13 protein-coding genes, 1 pseudogene and 1 riboswitch are annotated in these 16,928 nt (G+C 59.8%); of the genes and pseudogenes, 6 read left to right on the top strand and 8 right to left on the bottom strand.

Going from position 1 to position 16,928, the window contains the following annotated elements; genetic code table 11:
* Nucleotides 1–22: 22 nt before the first annotated feature.
* The 3 genes from GUI70_RS17210 to GUI70_RS17200 all read right to left on the bottom strand — a co-directional run bounded on the left by GUI70_RS17210 (nucleotide 23) and on the right by GUI70_RS17200 (nucleotide 1,708).
* Nucleotides 23–526: a hypothetical protein gene (locus GUI70_RS17210; protein WP_161883548.1), complete on the bottom strand. Its 504-nt coding sequence runs from the start codon at nucleotides 524–526 to the stop codon at nucleotides 23–25.
* A 17-nt stretch (nucleotides 527–543) separates the two neighbouring features.
* Nucleotides 544–1,017 carry a hypothetical protein gene (locus tag GUI70_RS17205; protein ID WP_161883547.1) on the bottom strand — a complete coding sequence of 158 codons (474 nt, stop codon included), beginning with the start codon at nucleotides 1,015–1,017 and terminating at the stop codon, nucleotides 544–546.
* 466 nt (nucleotides 1,018–1,483) lie between these two features.
* The gene (locus GUI70_RS17200; RefSeq protein WP_161883546.1) at nucleotides 1,484–1,708 is read right to left on the bottom strand and encodes a hypothetical protein; all 225 of its coding nucleotides are present in this window, start codon (nucleotides 1,706–1,708) and stop codon (nucleotides 1,484–1,486) included.
* A gap of 141 nt (nucleotides 1,709–1,849) precedes the next feature.
* Between GUI70_RS17200 and GUI70_RS17195 the strand changes: the two are divergent.
* The 4 genes and pseudogenes from GUI70_RS17195 (at nucleotide 1,850) to GUI70_RS17180 (ending at nucleotide 9,319) form a co-directional block, all read left to right on the top strand.
* Nucleotides 1,850–2,522: pseudogene (locus tag GUI70_RS17195) on the top strand (IS6 family transposase).
* 145 nt (nucleotides 2,523–2,667) lie between these two features.
* On the top strand, nucleotides 2,668–5,319 hold the full coding sequence (locus GUI70_RS17190; RefSeq protein ID WP_161883545.1) for a PAS domain S-box protein: 2,652 nt from the start codon (nucleotides 2,668–2,670) through the stop codon (nucleotides 5,317–5,319).
* Entirely contained in the window at nucleotides 5,316–6,899 is a 1,584-nt protein-coding gene (locus tag GUI70_RS17185) for a sensor domain-containing diguanylate cyclase (RefSeq protein ID WP_161883544.1), read from the top strand. Before GUI70_RS17190 ends, GUI70_RS17185 begins: the two co-directional genes overlap by 4 nt.
* Nucleotides 6,900–7,009: 110 nt before the next feature.
* Nucleotides 7,010–9,319 carry a GAF domain-containing protein gene (locus tag GUI70_RS17180; RefSeq protein WP_161883543.1) on the top strand — a complete coding sequence of 770 codons (2,310 nt, stop codon included), beginning with the start codon at nucleotides 7,010–7,012 and terminating at the stop codon, nucleotides 9,317–9,319.
* Nucleotides 9,320–9,516: 197 nt separating this feature from the next.
* On the opposite strand, the gene GUI70_RS17175 is transcribed toward GUI70_RS17180, so the two are convergent.
* The 5 genes from GUI70_RS17175 to GUI70_RS17155 form a co-directional block, all read right to left on the bottom strand.
* Nucleotides 9,517–10,086 carry a transposase gene (locus GUI70_RS17175; protein ID WP_368733637.1) on the bottom strand — a complete coding sequence of 190 codons (570 nt, stop codon included), beginning with the start codon at nucleotides 10,084–10,086 and terminating at the stop codon, nucleotides 9,517–9,519.
* A 155-nt stretch (nucleotides 10,087–10,241) separates the two neighbouring features.
* Entirely contained in the window at nucleotides 10,242–10,796 is a 555-nt protein-coding gene (locus GUI70_RS17170; protein WP_161883542.1) for a helix-turn-helix domain-containing protein, read from the bottom strand.
* A gap of 316 nt (nucleotides 10,797–11,112) precedes the next feature.
* Nucleotides 11,113–11,319 (bottom strand): hypothetical protein, encoded by a 207-nt coding sequence (locus GUI70_RS17165; RefSeq protein WP_161883541.1) that lies wholly within the window; start codon nucleotides 11,317–11,319, stop codon nucleotides 11,113–11,115.
* Complete coding sequence (locus GUI70_RS17160) at nucleotides 11,316–14,342, bottom strand: PAS domain S-box protein (protein ID WP_161883540.1); 3,027 nt, start codon at nucleotides 14,340–14,342, stop codon at nucleotides 11,316–11,318. Before GUI70_RS17160 ends, GUI70_RS17165 begins: the two co-directional genes overlap by 4 nt.
* Before the next feature lie 228 nt (nucleotides 14,343–14,570).
* On the bottom strand, nucleotides 14,571–15,161 hold the full coding sequence (locus GUI70_RS17155) for a recombinase family protein (RefSeq protein WP_161883539.1): 591 nt from the start codon (nucleotides 15,159–15,161) through the stop codon (nucleotides 14,571–14,573).
* 307 nt (nucleotides 15,162–15,468) lie between these two features.
* Nucleotides 15,469–15,551: riboswitch (cyclic di-GMP riboswitch) on the top strand.
* Between the two features lie 47 nt (nucleotides 15,552–15,598).
* Here GUI70_RS17155 and GUI70_RS17150 point away from each other — a divergent pair.
* Both GUI70_RS17150 and GUI70_RS17145 read left to right on the top strand, forming a co-directional pair.
* Nucleotides 15,599–16,084 (top strand): hypothetical protein, encoded by a 486-nt coding sequence (locus GUI70_RS17150; protein ID WP_161883538.1) that lies wholly within the window; start codon nucleotides 15,599–15,601, stop codon nucleotides 16,082–16,084.
* A 63-nt stretch (nucleotides 16,085–16,147) separates the two neighbouring features.
* Nucleotides 16,148–16,927: a FimB/Mfa2 family fimbrial subunit gene (locus GUI70_RS17145; RefSeq protein ID WP_161883537.1), complete on the top strand. Its 780-nt coding sequence runs from the start codon at nucleotides 16,148–16,150 to the stop codon at nucleotides 16,925–16,927.
* The last annotated feature ends 1 nt before the right edge of the window (nucleotide 16,928 follow it).

Below are 16,928 nucleotides of genomic sequence, written 5' to 3'. Positions count from 1 at the left end.
CCCATGCTTTTGATTGATAACTTTAATTTTTAGAATTTCTAGCGGCTAGTCTTTTCACGGCGGCATCAAGTTCGTCATGCTCTTGCAAGGCCAAATTAAGCCTTTCTGCCAATTTATAAATAACAGTACGTACATCAACAGCAAGCTCTAAACATTCCTGATCAGACTTATCGTGTACTCCCTCACTAAGAGCAGCGTACATTAGGGAAATGGGATTATGTCCATTGATTTTCAATATAGGAGATATGGCCTCTCCCATCACCTTTACCGCTTTAGAGAATTGTGTCTCAGTCTGAGTAGCCTTAATCTGATCGATAATTCTTTCATCCAATCCAGTCTTTTCTGCAAATTTAATGATTTGATCTAGGAATCTGTGCCATTGACCTTCGATAATTCTCCTCAAAGCACTCTCAGCAGTTTTCGCCTTCGTTAGGGTTGCCCCTACGGGATTGCCCGGATTACTATTACGACCTACCAACAGTAGCAAGAGACCTGTTAAGGAGATGTCATGTCTTAATAAATTCATTGAATCATCATTTGTTGCTACTGAGGTGAAGTAATCACTTGATCGCGTGCTGCCCTCAGAAGTTGTTTGCCTTGCGGTGTCGCTAGATCAACGGCGAAATTCAGAGTTGTACCATCAGGGAAACGATTGGATGTACGAGCGACTTTCTCAGAGAGGGGTGCATAAGGGCCACGGTTTTCATTGGTAAACCCTGTCTCCCACACCTGCTCTCCCTTGATGATATAAAGCCTTTTCGGGATGATGTCTGCTGGTACAGCACCGTCACTACTCTCTACATTAACAAGCACGATAAACGGATTGGGGTTTATGCCTACACCGTTACTTGTCCAAGCTGAAACTTTGAGACTGAGCGTCTTCCCATTGATGACTAAAGCGCTTGCAGCCGACTTCAGTGTTGAAGCGGACTTGTTAGAGGTGGCAAGGGGGCTTGGAAGAACCCCGCAAGCACTTAAGGACAGGACAGCAAGTATCGAGAGTAGCAGCAGGCGCATGACCAACATTACACCAAGTTTTCCAGTTTAAAGTACCAGAACGGGCGCATAAGACGTCTGGTGAGCAGCGGCGGGTGCTTCGAAGATGCCTTTACATATGGTAACTTTCGCCTTACAGATTAAACCTGGCAGATCTTAGGTTTTCTAACAGAAAGAATGGAACATACACTTTGAGAGATGCGTGCAGGACAGCGTTCAGCGTGTTCGGGTATCTACGCTGCCGAGTTATATCCGTGTCCGAGCCAGATTTACGGCCGTTTTAGGCCTGATTATGTGCCGGGCATAGCGTTTTGGGCCATTTGGGGGTATTTGGGGCCGGGTGGTGACTGCTTACCACAACCTGCCAGCGTGCCGAGCTGTGGGCTTAGCATCTGTTAGCAGCGGGCCGTCAGAATCTGGCAGCATCTCAACTTCAGGATTTTTCAGGATGACTACTCAGCACAAAGCCGATTTTCGCCCTGAGTAGTCACGGAGGGCCTTTAGTAAATAGATTGTCTATCACAGCCATCAATGAAACAAGAAAGATAATGACCGAAATCCCTACTCCAGCCAAACTCACGTTACAAGCAATTTCATTAGCCATATCTGCGGAACCTTGCCAATACGAGCTGCAAGAAAAAAGTGCTACCAAACTTGATATAATAAATGTAGGAATGCTTAAAAATAACAAAATCTTGAACAGTTTTTCCATTTCATGGTAATTCATTAGAGCATGTTCTGAGGGTGGCAGGTTATGTCGCGTTGCAGGTAGTTGCAGGCTGTGAAAATCGCGCCATGAGATGCAATGAAGAGATTGTGTTGCCTTAAATGGATTGGGATAGGCTGACCCGCCGTGACTGACCCGAAACCCTACCGCCACCGTTTTTCGATGACGATCATCCAGTACGCTGTCTGGGCTTCCCCTCAGTTACAGAGACGTCCAGGAATTGCTGCACCAGCGCGGCGTTGAGGTCAGCCACGAGACCCTCCGCGAATGGTGCATCAAATTCGGACCTCTGTTCGCGGAAGACTTGCGCCACCGGGAACCCCGCCGGGGTTCCCGGTGGCATCTGGACGAGGTGTGTACGACGGTGGATGGGGTTCGACACTGGCTCTGGAGGGCTGTGGATGAGTACGGGTTCGTGCTCGATATTCTCCTTCAGCAGCATCGCAACACCGAAGCTGCAAAGACCTTCCTGACGAGGCTACTCGGTGAATATGACGTCCCAGAGGTCATTCACACCGATCAACTGCGCAGCGACGGGTCGGCCATCCGGGAGATCCCGAGCCTCGCTGAGGTCGATCACCATCACGTGATCTCCAAGACCCGCTGTAACAATCTGATTGAGCAGGAACATCGATCCACACGGCAACAAGAGTGAAGTCAGCAGGGATTCAGACGACGAAAACGCGCTCAAGAATTCCTGAGTTTGCACACTCAGATGACCAATCTCCACCATTATTCCCGCACCAGTGTTTACGCCGCTGTGAGAAGAAGCCATCAGAAACGAGCGTTCCAGACGTAGGCAACCGTCGCGGCAGGGGTGGACTGAAGCTCAGTCCACCCCTGCCTTCCATTTGCCGTGGGGCAAGTTAAGGCAACACAACCCTCACGAGAGTTACAAGTGACTTACCCTGCACTACGCTGGAGAGGCCATCGAGGAGGCTGCCATGACCCCCAGGCTCACGCCTGTACCAGACCCCGAGCTCCTGAGTCAGGCCCTCGCCGCGTGTACGGTCGGGGTCATTATCACTGACTCCCGTCAGCACGATCACCCGATCGTCTACGTCAACCCGGCCTTCGAAGCACTCAATGGCTACGCGGCTGATGAGGTCCTGGGGCGCAACTCCCGCTTCATGCATGGCCAGGACCGCGACCAACCTGGTTTACAGAAGATCCGGCAAGCGATGGCCCAGGAGCGCAGTACGACCGTCACTCTGCGCAACTACCGCAAGGACGGCACGCTGTTCTACAACGAGCTGACCCTCAGTCCCGTCCACGACGCGTCCGGCACCCTGACGCACTACCTGGGCTTCCAGAACGACGTCACTGCCCGCGAGGAAGCCCAGGCAGAGCAGCGGGCGAGCGAGGAGCGCTTCTCCAGGGTTTTTGAGGCTTCCCCAATCGCCATCGTCGTCTCCCACCTCCGGAGTGGCCAGTACCTCGACGTCAACCCCGAGTTTCTGCTGCAGAGCGGCTACCGCCGTGAGGAGGTGATCGGGCGCACCGCGCTTGATCTGGGCTTCTGGACCGATCCATTGGAACGGGAAGACGCTGAGCGAACGCTTCAGGAGCAGGGAAAGTTTCTCAACCGCGAGGTGCACTTCCGCCTGAAGTCTGGAGTGGTGGCTGACATGGTCGTCTCGGTCGTCCCGGTGACGATCGGTGCAGAGGTGTGCGTGGTGACCCTCGCTCGTGACATCACCTCGGAGAAGCAGTCACAGCGGGTCCTGGCGGAAAGCGAGGCGCGCCACCGCCAGACCGCCACCGAGCTGCAACGCACGCTTGACTTATCCCTCGACCTGATCAACTCGATCGACGCCGAGGGGCGATTCGTCACGATGAGCGCGGCCTGCCAGCAGATCCTCGGCTACACCCCTGAAGAGCTGATCGGCCGCACGTACCTCGACTTCGTCCATCCGGATGACCGAGCCATCACCACTCAGGAAGATGCCAGCATCACCGCAGGGCAAGCCACGACCAGCTTCCAGAACCGCTACCTCCACAAGAACGGGAGCGTGGTGTGGTTGGAGTGGGCGGCCGTGAGTCTGTCTGACGACCCGTTGATGTACTGTGTCGCGCGCGACGTGACCCAGCGCAAAGCGGCCGAAGAAGATCAGGCGTTCCTGGCGGCCATCGTTGAGGCCAGCTATAACGCCATTGTCGGCGTGGACCTGACCGACACCATCCGCTCGTGGAACGGCGGGGCCGAACGGCTGTACGGCTACACGGCGGCTGAAGCTGTCGGGCAGCCCATCACCCTGATCATCCCACCTGAACGACATGCCGAGAGTGTCGAGGCCTTCAACAGGGTCGTGCGAGGCGAGCGGATCGAAGCCTTTGAGTCAGTCCGCGTCGCTAAAGATGGCTGCCGGGTTCCGGTGATCCTCACCGTCTCGGCGGTGCTGGACGCGGCCGGTAAGGTGATCGGCGTGGCCAGGATCACCTATGACATCACCGCGCTGCAGGCGGCCGAACGCCAGGTTCGCACCCTCAACCAGCACCTTGAGGCGCAACTGCGCCACGTCACCGGGCTGCGAAAGATCGATCAGGCCATCGCTTCGAGCCAGGACCTCTCGGTGACCCTGGGCATGATCCTGGACAACGTCGCGCAGCAGCTCGGAGCTGACGCGGTCACGTTGCTGCTCCTCGACCCACACAGCCTGAGCCTCAAGTACGCCGGCACCCGCGGGTTCGGCGCCACTGTTCTGCAGGGCACTACCGTGAAGCTTGGTGCAGGACTGGCTGGTCAGGTCGCGCTGAACCGTCACCCGCTCAGCGTGTCGGACGTGAAAGATCCTAACGTCCCAGCGGCCTGGCGTGAAGTGCTGAACAGGGAGCGGCTGATGGCCTACTACGGCGCGCCGCTGGTGATCAAGGGCGAGGTCCTGGGTGTGATTGAGGTGCTGCACCGGGAACCGTTCCATCAATCGGCAGCGTGGCTGGAGACCTTCGAGATGCTGACCGCTCAGGCAGCCATCGCGGTCGACAATGCTCAGCTCTTCGCGGAACTGAAGCACAAGAACCTGGAGCTGCGGCTAGCCTACGACGAGACCATCGAGGGCTGGGCGCAGGCACTAGACCTGCGGGATAAGGAGACCGAAGGGCACTCCAGACGGGTCACCGGGATGGCGGTAGCGCTGTGTCGGCAGTTGGCGATCCCATTGGAGCAGCTGGTGAATGTGCGCCGAGGCGCACTGCTGCACGACATCGGCAAGATGGGGATGCCCGATGCGGTGCTGCTCAAACCGGGGCCACTCACCGACGAGGAGTGGGCGCAGATGAGAAGGCACCCCAGCTATGCAGTGGACCTGCTCTCCCCGATCAAGTTCCTGCGCCCGGCGCTGGACATCCCGCACCACCATCACGAGAAGTGGGATGGCAGCGGCTACCCGCTCGGTCTCTCGGGCGAGGCCATCCCCCTGGTCGCCAGAGCGTTCGCGGTGGTCGACGTCTACGACGCGCTGACCAGCGACCGACCCTACCGGAAGGCCTGGAGCAGGGAGCGGGCACTGGAGCACATCCAGAACAGTGCGGGCACCCACTTCGATCCGGTGGTGGTGCAGAGCTTCGTTCAGATGCTTGAGCAGGGCGCACTGTGAAGCTGCGGTCTGCGGGCCGCACGGTTCAGAAGCAGACCGGGGTCAGGGCACAGCTCCGGGCGGCCTTGGGCCGCGCGGATGATGCGGAGTACCTGCTCACCCTGAGCCGCGAGCTTGACGTCACTGAAGATCCCCGCCTGATCAGTGAGCGAGTCGCCGGACGCCTTCAACAGCTCAGCCGTGCCGACCAGATCTGTATCAGCTTCGGCACGGCCTTCCAGAGCGTTCAGGTGGTGGTCCTCCACGGCCAGGGACCGCCCCAGTTCGAGGTGTTCCGTCACCAGCGCTTTCACCGTGCTGAGGGCGGTGTCCTCTGGGAGCGCATCGAGTCCGGCGAAGCGCTGTTCGTCGACGACTATCCGAGCAGCCCGACGACGTCACCGATCATGCTGCAGGCGGGCTTGAGCGCCGTGGCCCACCTGCCGTTCGGTCAGCTGGATGGAGAGATGGGGATCCTGACCGCGTTCCGCTTTGGGACACCCAGGCCCTGGACCGCCAGGGAGCGGACGTTGCTGGAAGCCACAGCCATGACCCTGGGGCACGCTGTCCGGCGGGCCCAGCACGTTCTGGAACTGGACCAGGCGGTGAAGTTCTCGCAGGCACTGGCACAGGTCGCCCGGCTCACCGAGACGCCGCTAGGTCTGTACGACACGGCCCAGCAGGCCGCCGGGATCATGGCCGGTCCAGCCCGGCTTGACCTCGCCGTCCTCGCCCAAGTAGACGGAGAGTTCATGAGCCACCGGCTGCTGTTCAAAAGTGCAGCCGTGTCGGACGTCCTCGCTGGCCTTGTGCAACAAGGCCTCCCAAGGTCCCGAACTCTGGCCTGGCAAAGCCTTCGGCAGCACGAGGTGCTGTTCGTTGATCGGTATCAGGACAGCGCGATGCAGATAGGCACCCTCGTCGACGAGGGCATCCAGGCCCTGGCGTTCGTTCCGCTCACGACGGGCGATCTCTTGCATGGTCTGGCGCTGATTATCGCCCGGGTCGGGAACGCCACGCCCTGGTCCACCAACGACCGGGAGCTGATCCTGACCGCCGCCCAGAGCGTCCGGTTGTCCTACGAACGCCAGCACGCCATGGAGCGTCTGCATGAAGCGGCCCTGACCGATCCGCTCACTCGGCTCAGCAACCGCCGCGCCTTTGAAGCGGCCCTGGAGCTGGGTCTCACCCAAGCCCGCGAGACGGGATCGGGACTGAGCGTGATCTCGCTGGACCTCGACGGACTCAAAGCCTTGAACGACCGCGAGGGGCACCAGCGGGGCGACGCGTTGCTGGTCGGTTTTGCCAGGGCGCTCCAGCTGTCCTTCCGGGGCGAGGACGCGCTGTTCCGGGTCGGAGGTGACGAGTTCATGGTGCTGGTGCATCATCCGGCTCCAGCAGGCCCGGCGGTAGGTGGGGCACTGGCGCGTGTCCAGACGGCCTTGAAGTGGCTGAGGAACAACGGGTTCGACCATGCGGATGCGAGTACCGGAGTCGCCACTTTCCCAGAGGACGGAAACGATCCGGAGACGCTGCTGCGGCTCAGCGATCAGCGCATGTACCTCCAAAAACAGGAGCATCAGGCCGCTCTCAGACAGTAGCGCGGGCGTGTCTGGGCGCTGCTGAGGCGATACGACCAGAGCTGAGCGTTTCTGCACGGCCCTAAGAGTCCGACAACAGTCCCCCAATTTCACAGGCGCTACCTTGAGTCATGACTTCGTTGTTCGGTGCCGACTCCGAGCCCTTTCCTTCCCTGGCAGAGGACCTGCAGGAGATCACCGGAGCACTTGCCGCCGCCACCACGCAGCGGGAAGTCATCGAGATCATCCTGACCCCCGCTGTGCAGGCCCTCGGGGCCGTCGCCGGGATCGTCCTGCTCGTCGAGCAGGACGATCAGCAGATGAAGATCGCCGGCAGCCAGGGTTACGAAGACCTCACCCGCACCCTCTGGCAGGAAGGCTCGATCGAAGACAACCAGCTGATCGCCGACATCCTCCGGATGCAGGTGGCACTCTACTTCGAGCACGCCGGTGCCTTAAAGACCGCCTATCCGGATCTCGAGAGCCGCACGGGGGTCCTGGCCGCCATCGCCAACGCGGCGCTGCCGATGTTCCTTGAGGGCCGACCCCTCGGCGTCATCGTGCTGGACTTCAATGAGCCACACGACTTTCCCCCCGCCGAACGCCGCTTCCTGACCATCCTCTCCAATCAGTGCGCCGTGGCGCTCGGCCGGGCGTTGCTTTCGAGCACCCTCGAGCAGCAGGTCCGGGAGCGGACGGCGGCCCTCGAGGCGTTCGTCCAGTTCACTGAGGAAGCCGGTACCGAGACCGAGGTCCTGGTCCTGGCTCAGCGAGCGGTTGACGTCCTGGGTGTGCTGTTCCCCAAGTGCAGCACCGGCTACTACGCCCTTGAAGATGAGCGCTGGAAGCTGAAGGTCCACAGTGACGACCTCAACGCCGATCTCGAGACGTTGGTGCTTCTCCAAGCGGGCGTGCCCAGAGCGGTACCCGTCTTCCAGGAACCGCTGCGCACCGCCCTCCCCGTGTTCGTGGACGGCTGGGACTCTCGGGAAGCCGGGCTTGAGCAAGCCGAGGTCTACCACACCATCGGCACCTACCCGGTGTTTGTAGGCGGTGCGCCGCGGGCGATGTTCGGGATCGGGTTGAAACGGACACCGCGCTGGTCGAGCCAGGAGCAAGCCGTCTTCCGGTCCGTGGGCCGCAGCCTGGAACTGGCCATCGAGCGCACTGAAACGGCCCGGCAGCTCAAGGAGCAGAACATCGAGCTCCAGGGCCGCACCCAGGCGCTGGAGCGTTTCGCCGAATTGACCCGTGATCTGGTGATCTCAGGTGAGCCACTGGCTCTGGTCGAACGTGCCCTGCAGGTGATCGCTTCACTGCTGCCACCGGGCTACAGCACCTACTGGCAGTTGAACGGCTCGACCTGGCACCTTGCCCTTCAGGTCGGTGAGGTCGCACCGCCCGAGTTGCTGCTGGTCGTCGAGGAGGGGCGACCCGTCGGCCAGACCCCGGTCCTCGACCGGCCTTACCAGACTGGAACGCCGTTCTTTCGAGAGACATTCGATCCCACCGATGACCTCGATCCCTCTCTGGCTGGCAAATTACTCACCATCGCGACCTTGCCAGTGGCCGTCAGCGGATCGGTGGTGGGCGTCTTCAATGTGGCGCTGTTTGACCAGCACACCTGGAGCGCCGCCGACCGGGCGGTGCTTCAGGCAACCTCTCACAGTCTTGAGCTGGCTCTAGAGCGGGCGGAGCAGGCCCAGCAACTCAAGGCACAGCGGGACGTGCTCGCTGCGCAGACCAAAGCCCTGAAGGCATCGAACGAGGAACTTGAGGCGTTTACCTACTCGGTTTCACATGACTTGCGTACGCCGGTGCGGCACATCATCAGCTTCGGCAGCTTGCTGCGCCAAGCTGTACCTGAGCCCTTCAGTGAGAAGGTCACGCGTTACTTCGGCATCGTGGACGAGGCCGCCCAGCATCTGAGTCTGCTGATTGACGGCATGCTCGAACTCTCCCGCACCTCCCGCCAGCCGTTTCATGCCGAACCCGTCGAGCTCGAGAGATTGCTGGACGCGGCCCGGAAAGAAGTCGCGGCAGCCGAACCGGGGAGGCAGTTCAGCTGGCAGGTTGCCTCCTTGCCGACCGTCATGGGAGACGCCGGGTTACTGCGCCAGGTACTGGCAGCTCTGCTGGACAATGCGGTGAAGTACACCCGCCCCCGCAAGGAAACGTTGATCGAGGTGTGGGCCGAGGACCAGGGGCAGAACTGGGCGGTGTTCGTGCGCGACAACGGGGTTGGCTTCGATCCGCGCTATCAGGACAAGCTGTTCACGATGTTCCAGCACCTGCACCGCCAGGAAGACTTTGAGGGTGCTGGCGTGAGCCTGGCCAACGCCCGGCGGATTATTGCCCGCCACGGCGGCCTGATGACCGCCCAAGGTCAGGTCGATCAGGGCGCCACCTTCGGCTTCACCCTCCCCAAGACCATGACCTGATGCGCGCGTTATGAACTATGCAATTCACCGTAGAACACCATGCGCCGTTCCTTCGCATCCTGTACGATCCCCAGTTCTGTCCAGTTGGGGTATACCTCAAGATGATTGTCAACGAAGTGGTCCTTTCGTGTCAGTTTAGGGTCGGTTTTGGCTTTTTGTGACAGAACTAGTGGGTCACTTGCTACGGACGTAGTTTTTCACTGAAGCACTTGAAGGGTGTGGGCACCAGAGCCACCCAAAGGGTGTCTTCGTGCAAAGGCTCGCTGACGGCGAGCCTTTCTTTTTCCGCCCCAAACAAAGGAGGTTGGGTGGGTATTCCATCCTCGTGCTGTGGCTTCCAACCACTCGATGATTTGTGCCGCACTTGTGGGGCATTGCCCGGCCAAAGCACGGCGAACCAGGATGCGTTGAATAGACTCCGCCATATTCAACCAACTGCCTGCAACAGGCGTATAGAGCGGCATCATGCCCTGCTCCATCAACCAATGCACCAGTTTCAGCGTCTTGTGCCTACTCAAATTGTCCAGCACCAGCAACATCCGCAGCGGTGGCAACGTCTCCCGCAACGTCCATTTCACGCTGAGTCCTTCCTGCCAGTGCTCCCAGATCGCTCGATTTTCTGCCGGTGGCAACGGTGTTGCCACCGGCAGAGTGTCCAACACTTCGAAGAGGGTCTGCTGCAACCATGGATGCAGCACGGCATTCGTGCCGCTCGTGACCCCACGAACCCGGACGTGACCGCTGGCCGGGTGAAAGAGGATCAACAACTTGGCCGTTCCTCCGCGGACATACTCGTGTGGCAGGCGCGTGGGTTGGCCTTGGGGTTGCCAGGTGCTCCCAGGATGAGCAATGGCCTGATAGGGTCCGGCTTCATCCTCAACCCACACCGCCAAGCCACCAGGTTCAAGATACGCGCGCTGAATCAGTTTTTTTTCGCCTCAGCATCGGGATCACGAACCACGACGACCCCTGCTTTCCGGACTCGTTTGGCGGTGCCCGTTTCACACCAGGTTCGGTTCCGCTGCCACGTCAGGCCTGCATCGTGTAAGACCGACAGAATGGTAAAAGTACTCAGTCGTTCGAACCCAGGTTCACGTCGGAGCATCCTCTGTAAGGTGGACAGCGACCAAGTCGCGGTTCCGTCCTGTTCTCGATCGGGTGTACGACGCGCGGTGTCTAAGATGCGGTTCCGCTCAGCGGAACCGTAGACCACAGGAGGACGCCCACCTGGACGTGTTTCGAGTGCGTTCACTCCATGTTGATTGAAGCGGGAGACCAACTGTGCGACCCCTTGCCCCGATCGACGCCCACACCGCCGAGCCGCTTCGGTATAAGGCACCCCAGTTGAAACGGCGAGTAACGTCTTCGCCCGACTCACGATGATCGCAGCGGTGTGATGTGACCGGCTCAACCGCTCCAACGTGGCGCGTTCCTCCTTAGTCAGAGCACGCAGCGGATTCTTCTGAATGCGGGGCATGCTCAAAAGGTACACCCGTGGCAAGTGACCCACTAGCAGGTGAAGCTGCCCTTGAGTCAGCGGAAGCCGCCTATGAGTGGTGTTACAGCTCAGGCATAGCGCTCCACAAACGTGGAGGCACGGCGGACGGACTTGCCGAGGATTTGCTGGCCCGAGCAGACCGAGGCTGGTCGGGCGCTGGGGTGAGCGCATCGCTTCTTTTCAGAAGGGAAGGTAGGGCTGAACTGAAGTGCCGGGAGTGGCGTTCACCACAAGGTAAACACTGCCAATTACATTCCGCATTCCGCCCAACTTATTGGATCCTTTCAGGAGTCCGTCAATAGTACACTTTTCGTCTGAGGCGCGAATCCCCGGTGACATCAAGCTCAAGCGTGAGGTTGGCGAGGTACTCTGCGTCCGCTGCACGCTCCTCGGCCACCGCCGCTCGTTCCTCGGCGGCGGCGCGGCGCAAGGCGGCCTGGAGCTGCGCTTTGACACTGGTCTGTTGGTGCACACGCTTGCCTGGAGACTGCAGAAGTTTCACGGCGCGCGCTGCTCAAGCAGCTGCACGAACAGGCGAACCACCGCTGGATCGAAGTGGGTACCGGCACCGCTCTGGATGTGCTCGATCGCCCGTTCTCTGCTCCAGGCCTTTCGATACGGCCGATCGCTGGTCAACGCGTCGTAGACATCGACCACCGCAAACGCTCTCGCCGTCAAGGGGATAGCCTCACCTGCCAATCCCAGGGGATAGCCGCTGCCATCCCACTTCTCATGGTGGTACTGCGGGATGTCCAGGGCGGGGCGCAGAAACTTGATTGGAGAGAGCAGACGTACCGCATACTCCGGGTGCCGTTTCATCAGCACCCACTCGTCGTCCGTGAGCTTCCCGGGTTTGAGCAGCACCGTGTCCGGAATCCCCATCTTGCCAATGTCGTGCAGGAGTGCTCCCCGTCGCACCTCGACCAGAGCTGCGGCAGGGAGAGCCAAGGCCCGGCAGAGCTTGACCGTCATATCCGTGACCCGCCGAGAATGGCCCTCGGTTTCCTTATCCCGTAAGTCCAGTGCCCGCGCCCACCCTTCGATCGTCTCGTCGTAGGCCAATCGCAGATCCAGGTTGCGCTGTTCAAGGTCGCGAAACAGGTGGGCATTGTCGATGGCGATGGCGGCCTGACCGGTCAGCATCCCGAACGTTTCCAACCATCCCCTTGAAGGATCGAACGGTTCCCGGTGCATCACCTCGATCACGCCCAGCACCTTCCCCTTGGCCAGGAGCGGCGCGCCGTAGTAGGCCATCAGTCCTGCCTGGTTGAGGTGCGCCCACCAGGTCGGTGAAAGTGAGGCGGCCGAGAGATCCGGAAGACTCAGCGGTTGACGGTTGAGCGCCACCTGCCCCGCTGGGCCAGTGCCGAGTCTCAAGATCGAGTCCTGGAGCGGCTTGGTAAATCCACGCGTGCCGACATACTCGAGACTCAGGGTGTGTTGGTCAAGCAAAAGGAGCGCCACCGCATCCGCACCGAGTTGTTGCTCAACATGGTTCAGGATCCTGTCCAGCGTGAGGGACAGGTCCTGGCTGGAGGTGATCATCTGATCGATTTCCCGCAGGCCAGTCAGGTGACGGAGTTGCTGCTCAAGTTCCCGATTCAGGCCCTGAATCTCTGCCTGAGTGGCCTTTCGTTCGGAAATATCCTGCGCAATCTTGGAGACCCCGATGACCTGACCAGCCGCATCGAAAATGGGAGACACCGACATGAACACCGGGATGTGGCGGCCATCCCTGGCCACACGGACCGTTTCAAAGGGACTCGGCCACTCGCCCTGACCGGCACGGTCCAGCAGGACGGCTTCCTCGGCGTGAAGCTCTGGCGGAACGATCAGCGTCGTCGGTTGCCCCACGGCTTCCACAGTACTGTAGCCATACAGCCGTTCGGCACCGGCATTCCATGAGCGGATGGCACCGTCGAGCCTTACCCCGAGAACGGCGTCCTGACTCGTCTGCACGATGGCGGCCAGAAACGCCTGATCCTCTTCCGCTGCCCGGCGCTGGGTAATATCCCGCGCCACGCAATATGTCAGCGCTTCATCCGGGAGCACAACCGCAGCCCATTCCAGCCACACCACGGTCCCGTCCTTCCGCAGGTAGCGGTTCTGGAATATCGGTGTACCGCGGTGGTTCCTGACGATGCTCAGACCTTCCTGCAACGTTCTGGCTCGGTCATCCGGGTACACAAAGTCGAGCGAAGAACGGCCGATGAGCTCTTCAGGAGCGTAGCCAAGGATCTGCCGACAGGCGGCACTCATCGTGACAAAGTGGCCCATGGTGTCGATGGAGGTGATCAGGTCCAGTGACAAGTCGAGTGTGCGTTGGAGCTCTGCGGCGACCTGCCGGTAGCGCGCTTCACTCGACTCGAGCCGTTGCCTGGCCTGCTTCTCCAGAGTGATGTCGCGGACAAGTGTGACCACACAGGCCTGCTCGCCGAGCACCACCGGAACGATCGAGATCACGGCGTCGGCGACCAGACCGGACTTCAGGCGAAACTGAGCCTCGTGATTGTGGACCTCTCCGTGCTGCTGAAAGAGACGCCCGACTTTCTCAAACTCCAGTGGATCGGCCCAGATGCTCAGCTCAAGTGGCGTGCGTCCGATGACCTCTTCCCGGGTGTAGCCGCTCTGGCGGAAGAACTCAGGATTGGCGTCGATATAGTGCTGGTCCCTGACTCGGGAAATGATGATCCCGATCGGACAGGCCTGGAAGATCCTGGTGAAGCGCTCTTCGCTGCTCCGGAGCTGCTCTTCGATTTGATGACGTTGGGTGATGTCTCGGGTAAACACCGAGATCCCATCCTCTGCCGGGTAGGCCGTGATGTCCACCCACTTGTCGAACACGTAGCTGACGGCGCTCAAGGGTGTGCCAGCGCCTCTGGCGCTGATCACCGCCTGAATCACTTCTGAGTCAATCAGCTCCGGTAACACGGTGAGCAGATTGCGGCCGATCAGGTCCGCTGGGTGCCTTCCGGAAAGCCGGGCCGCCGCATCGCTGACGTAGGTGAAGTTCAGATTGTGGTCCAGTGACACGAAGCCGTCGGTAATCCGTTCGAAGATCGAGAGACCCTGCCGATAGGCCTGAGCTGCCTGGAGTGCGGCTCCCTCGCGGACGGTGACGTCGTTTTGATACCCGATGAAGTGCGTCACTCTCCCGGTCTCATCGTGAAGTGGACTGAGAGTGACCTCGTTATGGAAGAGGGTGGCGTCTTTCCGGTAATTTCGGAGGGTCACCGTGACATCCTGCTCTTGGGCAATGGCCAACCGGATCTCCTGCAGGCCCGATTGCTCACTGTCCTCGCCTTGCAGGAAACGGCAGTTACGTCCGAGGACCTCAGCAGGAGCGTAGCCAGTCAGGCGCTCGAATGCTGGGTTGACGTAAATGATTGGGTAATCATCCTGAAGCGCGTCGGTGATCACGGTTCCGATGACCGACCGTTCAAAGGCTCGGAAGAACAAGTGTGGGCTGACTGAAGATCCAGGCATCTCTGTCACGAAATGACTCCCTGTGAACGGATGGCTCATGGCAATATACCTTGGCCAGCTCAGTAGCTGAGAACTTTAGTTCGAGACGGTTGTGTTGCCTTCACTGGGGGCACGCCAGAGGTCAGGGCAGGGGTGGTCTGAACCTCAGACCACCCCTGCCCTGACCTCTGGGACGCTCGCTTCTGGTTGCTTCGGCTGATTTTGGCGGGAACGCTGGATGATGGAGGTTGCTGATTCTGGCGTTCAGGTTGAGGAATTCTTGAGTGTTTAGGAAATTGAGGCGGCCTTCGGGTCGCCTTCTTCTGTTGAAGCGAGGTAACGGTAGAGGGTTTCACGGCTGATACCAAGTTCCCGCGCCAGGGCTGATTTCGATTCGCCGGCCTGCACCCGTTCCCGTACGTTCTGTACCTGCACCGCATCGAGAACTTTCCTCCGGCCTTTGTACACGCCTTTCTTTTTGGCGAGAGCGATCCCTTCGCGTTGTCGTTCGCGGATCAGCGCCCGCTCGAATTCGGCGAAAGCACCCATCACGCTGAGGAGGAGCTGGCTCATGGCCGAGTCCTCGCCGGAGAAGGTCAGCCCTTCCTTGAGGAACTGCACCTGCACGCCCTTTCGCGTCAAGGTTTGGACGATGTGCCGTAGGTCATCCAGATTGCGAGCGAGTCGGTTCATGCTGTGAACGAGAACGGTGTCGCCGTCACGGGCGTCATCGAGGAGGGCCACAAGCTGAGGACGCTTGGCATCTTTGCCACTGGCCTTGTCGGTAAAGGTCTTGTTGAGCTTGAGCCCTTCGAGTTGGCGCTCGATGTTCTGGTCGACCGAGGAGATGAGGACGTAGCCGAGGGTTTTGCCGCTCACTCTGTCACTCTAGGGTCTTAGACCTTCGTCGAGCTCTGTCATAAAAAGCCAAAACGGACCCTAATCTGATACGAAAATCCCTCTTCCCTGACAGTCAACTTAGGGTATACCCCAGGTTGACAGATGAGACACGGAATATCCTCAACGGAGGAGTACCCGGAGCCAAGCCTCAAGCATGCCTCTTGAGTGAAGCGTACTGCCTGTTACAATGTTAATCTGAACATGAAGGCCCGATCGCAAAATTTGTAAGTGCTAATACTGTGATGAACTGGTTTTATACTTTCCTTACTTCGTCCAGAGAAAGCCTCTGATGAAGAGAGCGATGAACCCTGTGCTGTAATCGGGCACCTGGCACAGGGGGAGCGAGTGGTGCGACCGGCTTTTCGTCCGCCCTTCGGGGCGATTTACCAACGAGTCTCAGACTCTCAGAGGTCATCATGCGTTCAATCAAAGTTGCTTTTATTGCCCTGGCCCTCAGCGCCGCCACCACCGCTTTCGCCGCCAACCCGACCTCGGGCCACACCGTGCAGATCGATAACGGTATCTTAGATACGATTGCCGTGGTCGGTAGCGCGGGGGTCGAAATCACTGCTCTGCACTTGGCTGCGACTGATTCTACCTCTGCTACTCTCGCTTACAGCACGAACGCCGACCACGGCACGAACCTCCGTAAAGTCACCGTTAGCAGCACGCCCCTCCCAGATGGCGTGACCGGCACCGTCGAATTTACCCCAACCGCTGTCACCGATGATCCCAATGGCCTTAGTCAGGGTCCTGTGGCTCTGGGCAGCAGCGTCAAGCTCGTTGGTGCCATCACCCCATTCATCACGCAGGCTCCTGCGGCGCTCAGCTACAGCTTCACGGCCACCAAAGGCTTCGAGGCCGCGCCCATCACTGTCACCTACACCATTGCCGACGAGTAATCTCCAAGCGATGAAGTGCGCCCGGCCCTCAGGGTTGGGCGCATTTTCACGAAGGTACCCACCATGAAAAAAGTCCTGTTCGTTCTTGCGGCACTCGCCCTCAATACAGTCGCACTTGCCGAAGTGCGCCTCGATGGTGCCCTGACGCAACACATGGAGCTGACGCCCGGCGGTGTCTATAAGGGGACGCTCACGCTGTCCAACCCGGATGACGCCCCGGCCAGCGCGACCATCCGTCTGACGGATTACCGCTTCGCGGCGGATGGTGCGACCAGTTATGACCCCGCCGGTACGCTGCCCCACTCGAATGCCAAATGGATCGCCCTCGACAGCCAGCTCGTCACTCTTCCAGCAAAATCCAAGCTGACCGTCAACTACACCCTCACCGCGCCCATGAACGTCAGTGGCACGTACTGGGGGGCCATTCACGTCACTCCGGAACTGCCGCCCACTACAGCCAGCACAGCCAGCGGCCTCACCGTTCGCAACCGCGTCAGTTTCATGGTGCAGGTGGTCACCGATCTGCCGGGTGGAGAGCCAGTCGTGCGCTTCGCCAACCCGCAGCTTCAGCGCGACCCGCAGGGCAAACTGGCCTTCAACATCGACACGTTTGGCGAGGGCGACCGCTGGATCATCCGCAAGGTGACCCTCGAAGCCTACGACGCCGGCGGCAAACTCGCCGCAACCAGCACCAGCCGCGACCGTCGCCTGTACCCGGGCACTTCCCTGCGCGACACCTTCGCGCTCGACCTTCCCAACGGCAAGTACACCCTGGTGGTCGTGGCCGATGACCAGGATCAGGAGCACGCCTTCGGAGCACGCTACCAGGTCGAGGTGAAGTAAG

The organism is Deinococcus alpinitundrae, assembly GCF_009982895.1.
GTDB lineage: Bacteria > Deinococcota > Deinococci > Deinococcales > Deinococcaceae > Deinococcus > Deinococcus alpinitundrae.
The sequence above is the reverse complement of the archived record's forward strand: the minus strand, read 5'-3'. Positions and strand labels throughout refer to the sequence as shown.

What these genes read in the sequence shown, in the direction of transcription:
- GUI70_RS17210 (WP_161883548.1), bottom strand. Translation starts at nt 526, where the DNA reads ATGAATTTATTAAGACATGACATCTCCTTAACAGGTCTCTTGCTACTG.
- GUI70_RS17205 (WP_161883547.1), bottom strand. Translation starts at nt 1,017, where the DNA reads ATGCGCCTGCTGCTACTCTCGATACTTGCTGTCCTGTCCTTAAGTGCT.
- GUI70_RS17200 (WP_161883546.1), bottom strand. Translation starts at nt 1,708, where the DNA reads ATGGAAAAACTGTTCAAGATTTTGTTATTTTTAAGCATTCCTACATTT.
- GUI70_RS17190 (WP_161883545.1), top strand. Translation starts at nt 2,668, where the DNA reads ATGACCCCCAGGCTCACGCCTGTACCAGACCCCGAGCTCCTGAGTCAG.
- GUI70_RS17180 (WP_161883543.1), top strand. Translation starts at nt 7,010, where the DNA reads ATGACTTCGTTGTTCGGTGCCGACTCCGAGCCCTTTCCTTCCCTGGCA.
- GUI70_RS17170 (WP_161883542.1), bottom strand. Translation starts at nt 10,796, where the DNA reads ATGCCCCGCATTCAGAAGAATCCGCTGCGTGCTCTGACTAAGGAGGAA.
- GUI70_RS17160 (WP_161883540.1), bottom strand. Translation starts at nt 14,342, where the DNA reads ATGAGCCATCCGTTCACAGGGAGTCATTTCGTGACAGAGATGCCTGGA.
- GUI70_RS17150 (WP_161883538.1), top strand. Translation starts at nt 15,599, where the DNA reads ATGCGTTCAATCAAAGTTGCTTTTATTGCCCTGGCCCTCAGCGCCGCC.
- GUI70_RS17145 (WP_161883537.1), top strand. Translation starts at nt 16,148, where the DNA reads ATGAAAAAAGTCCTGTTCGTTCTTGCGGCACTCGCCCTCAATACAGTC.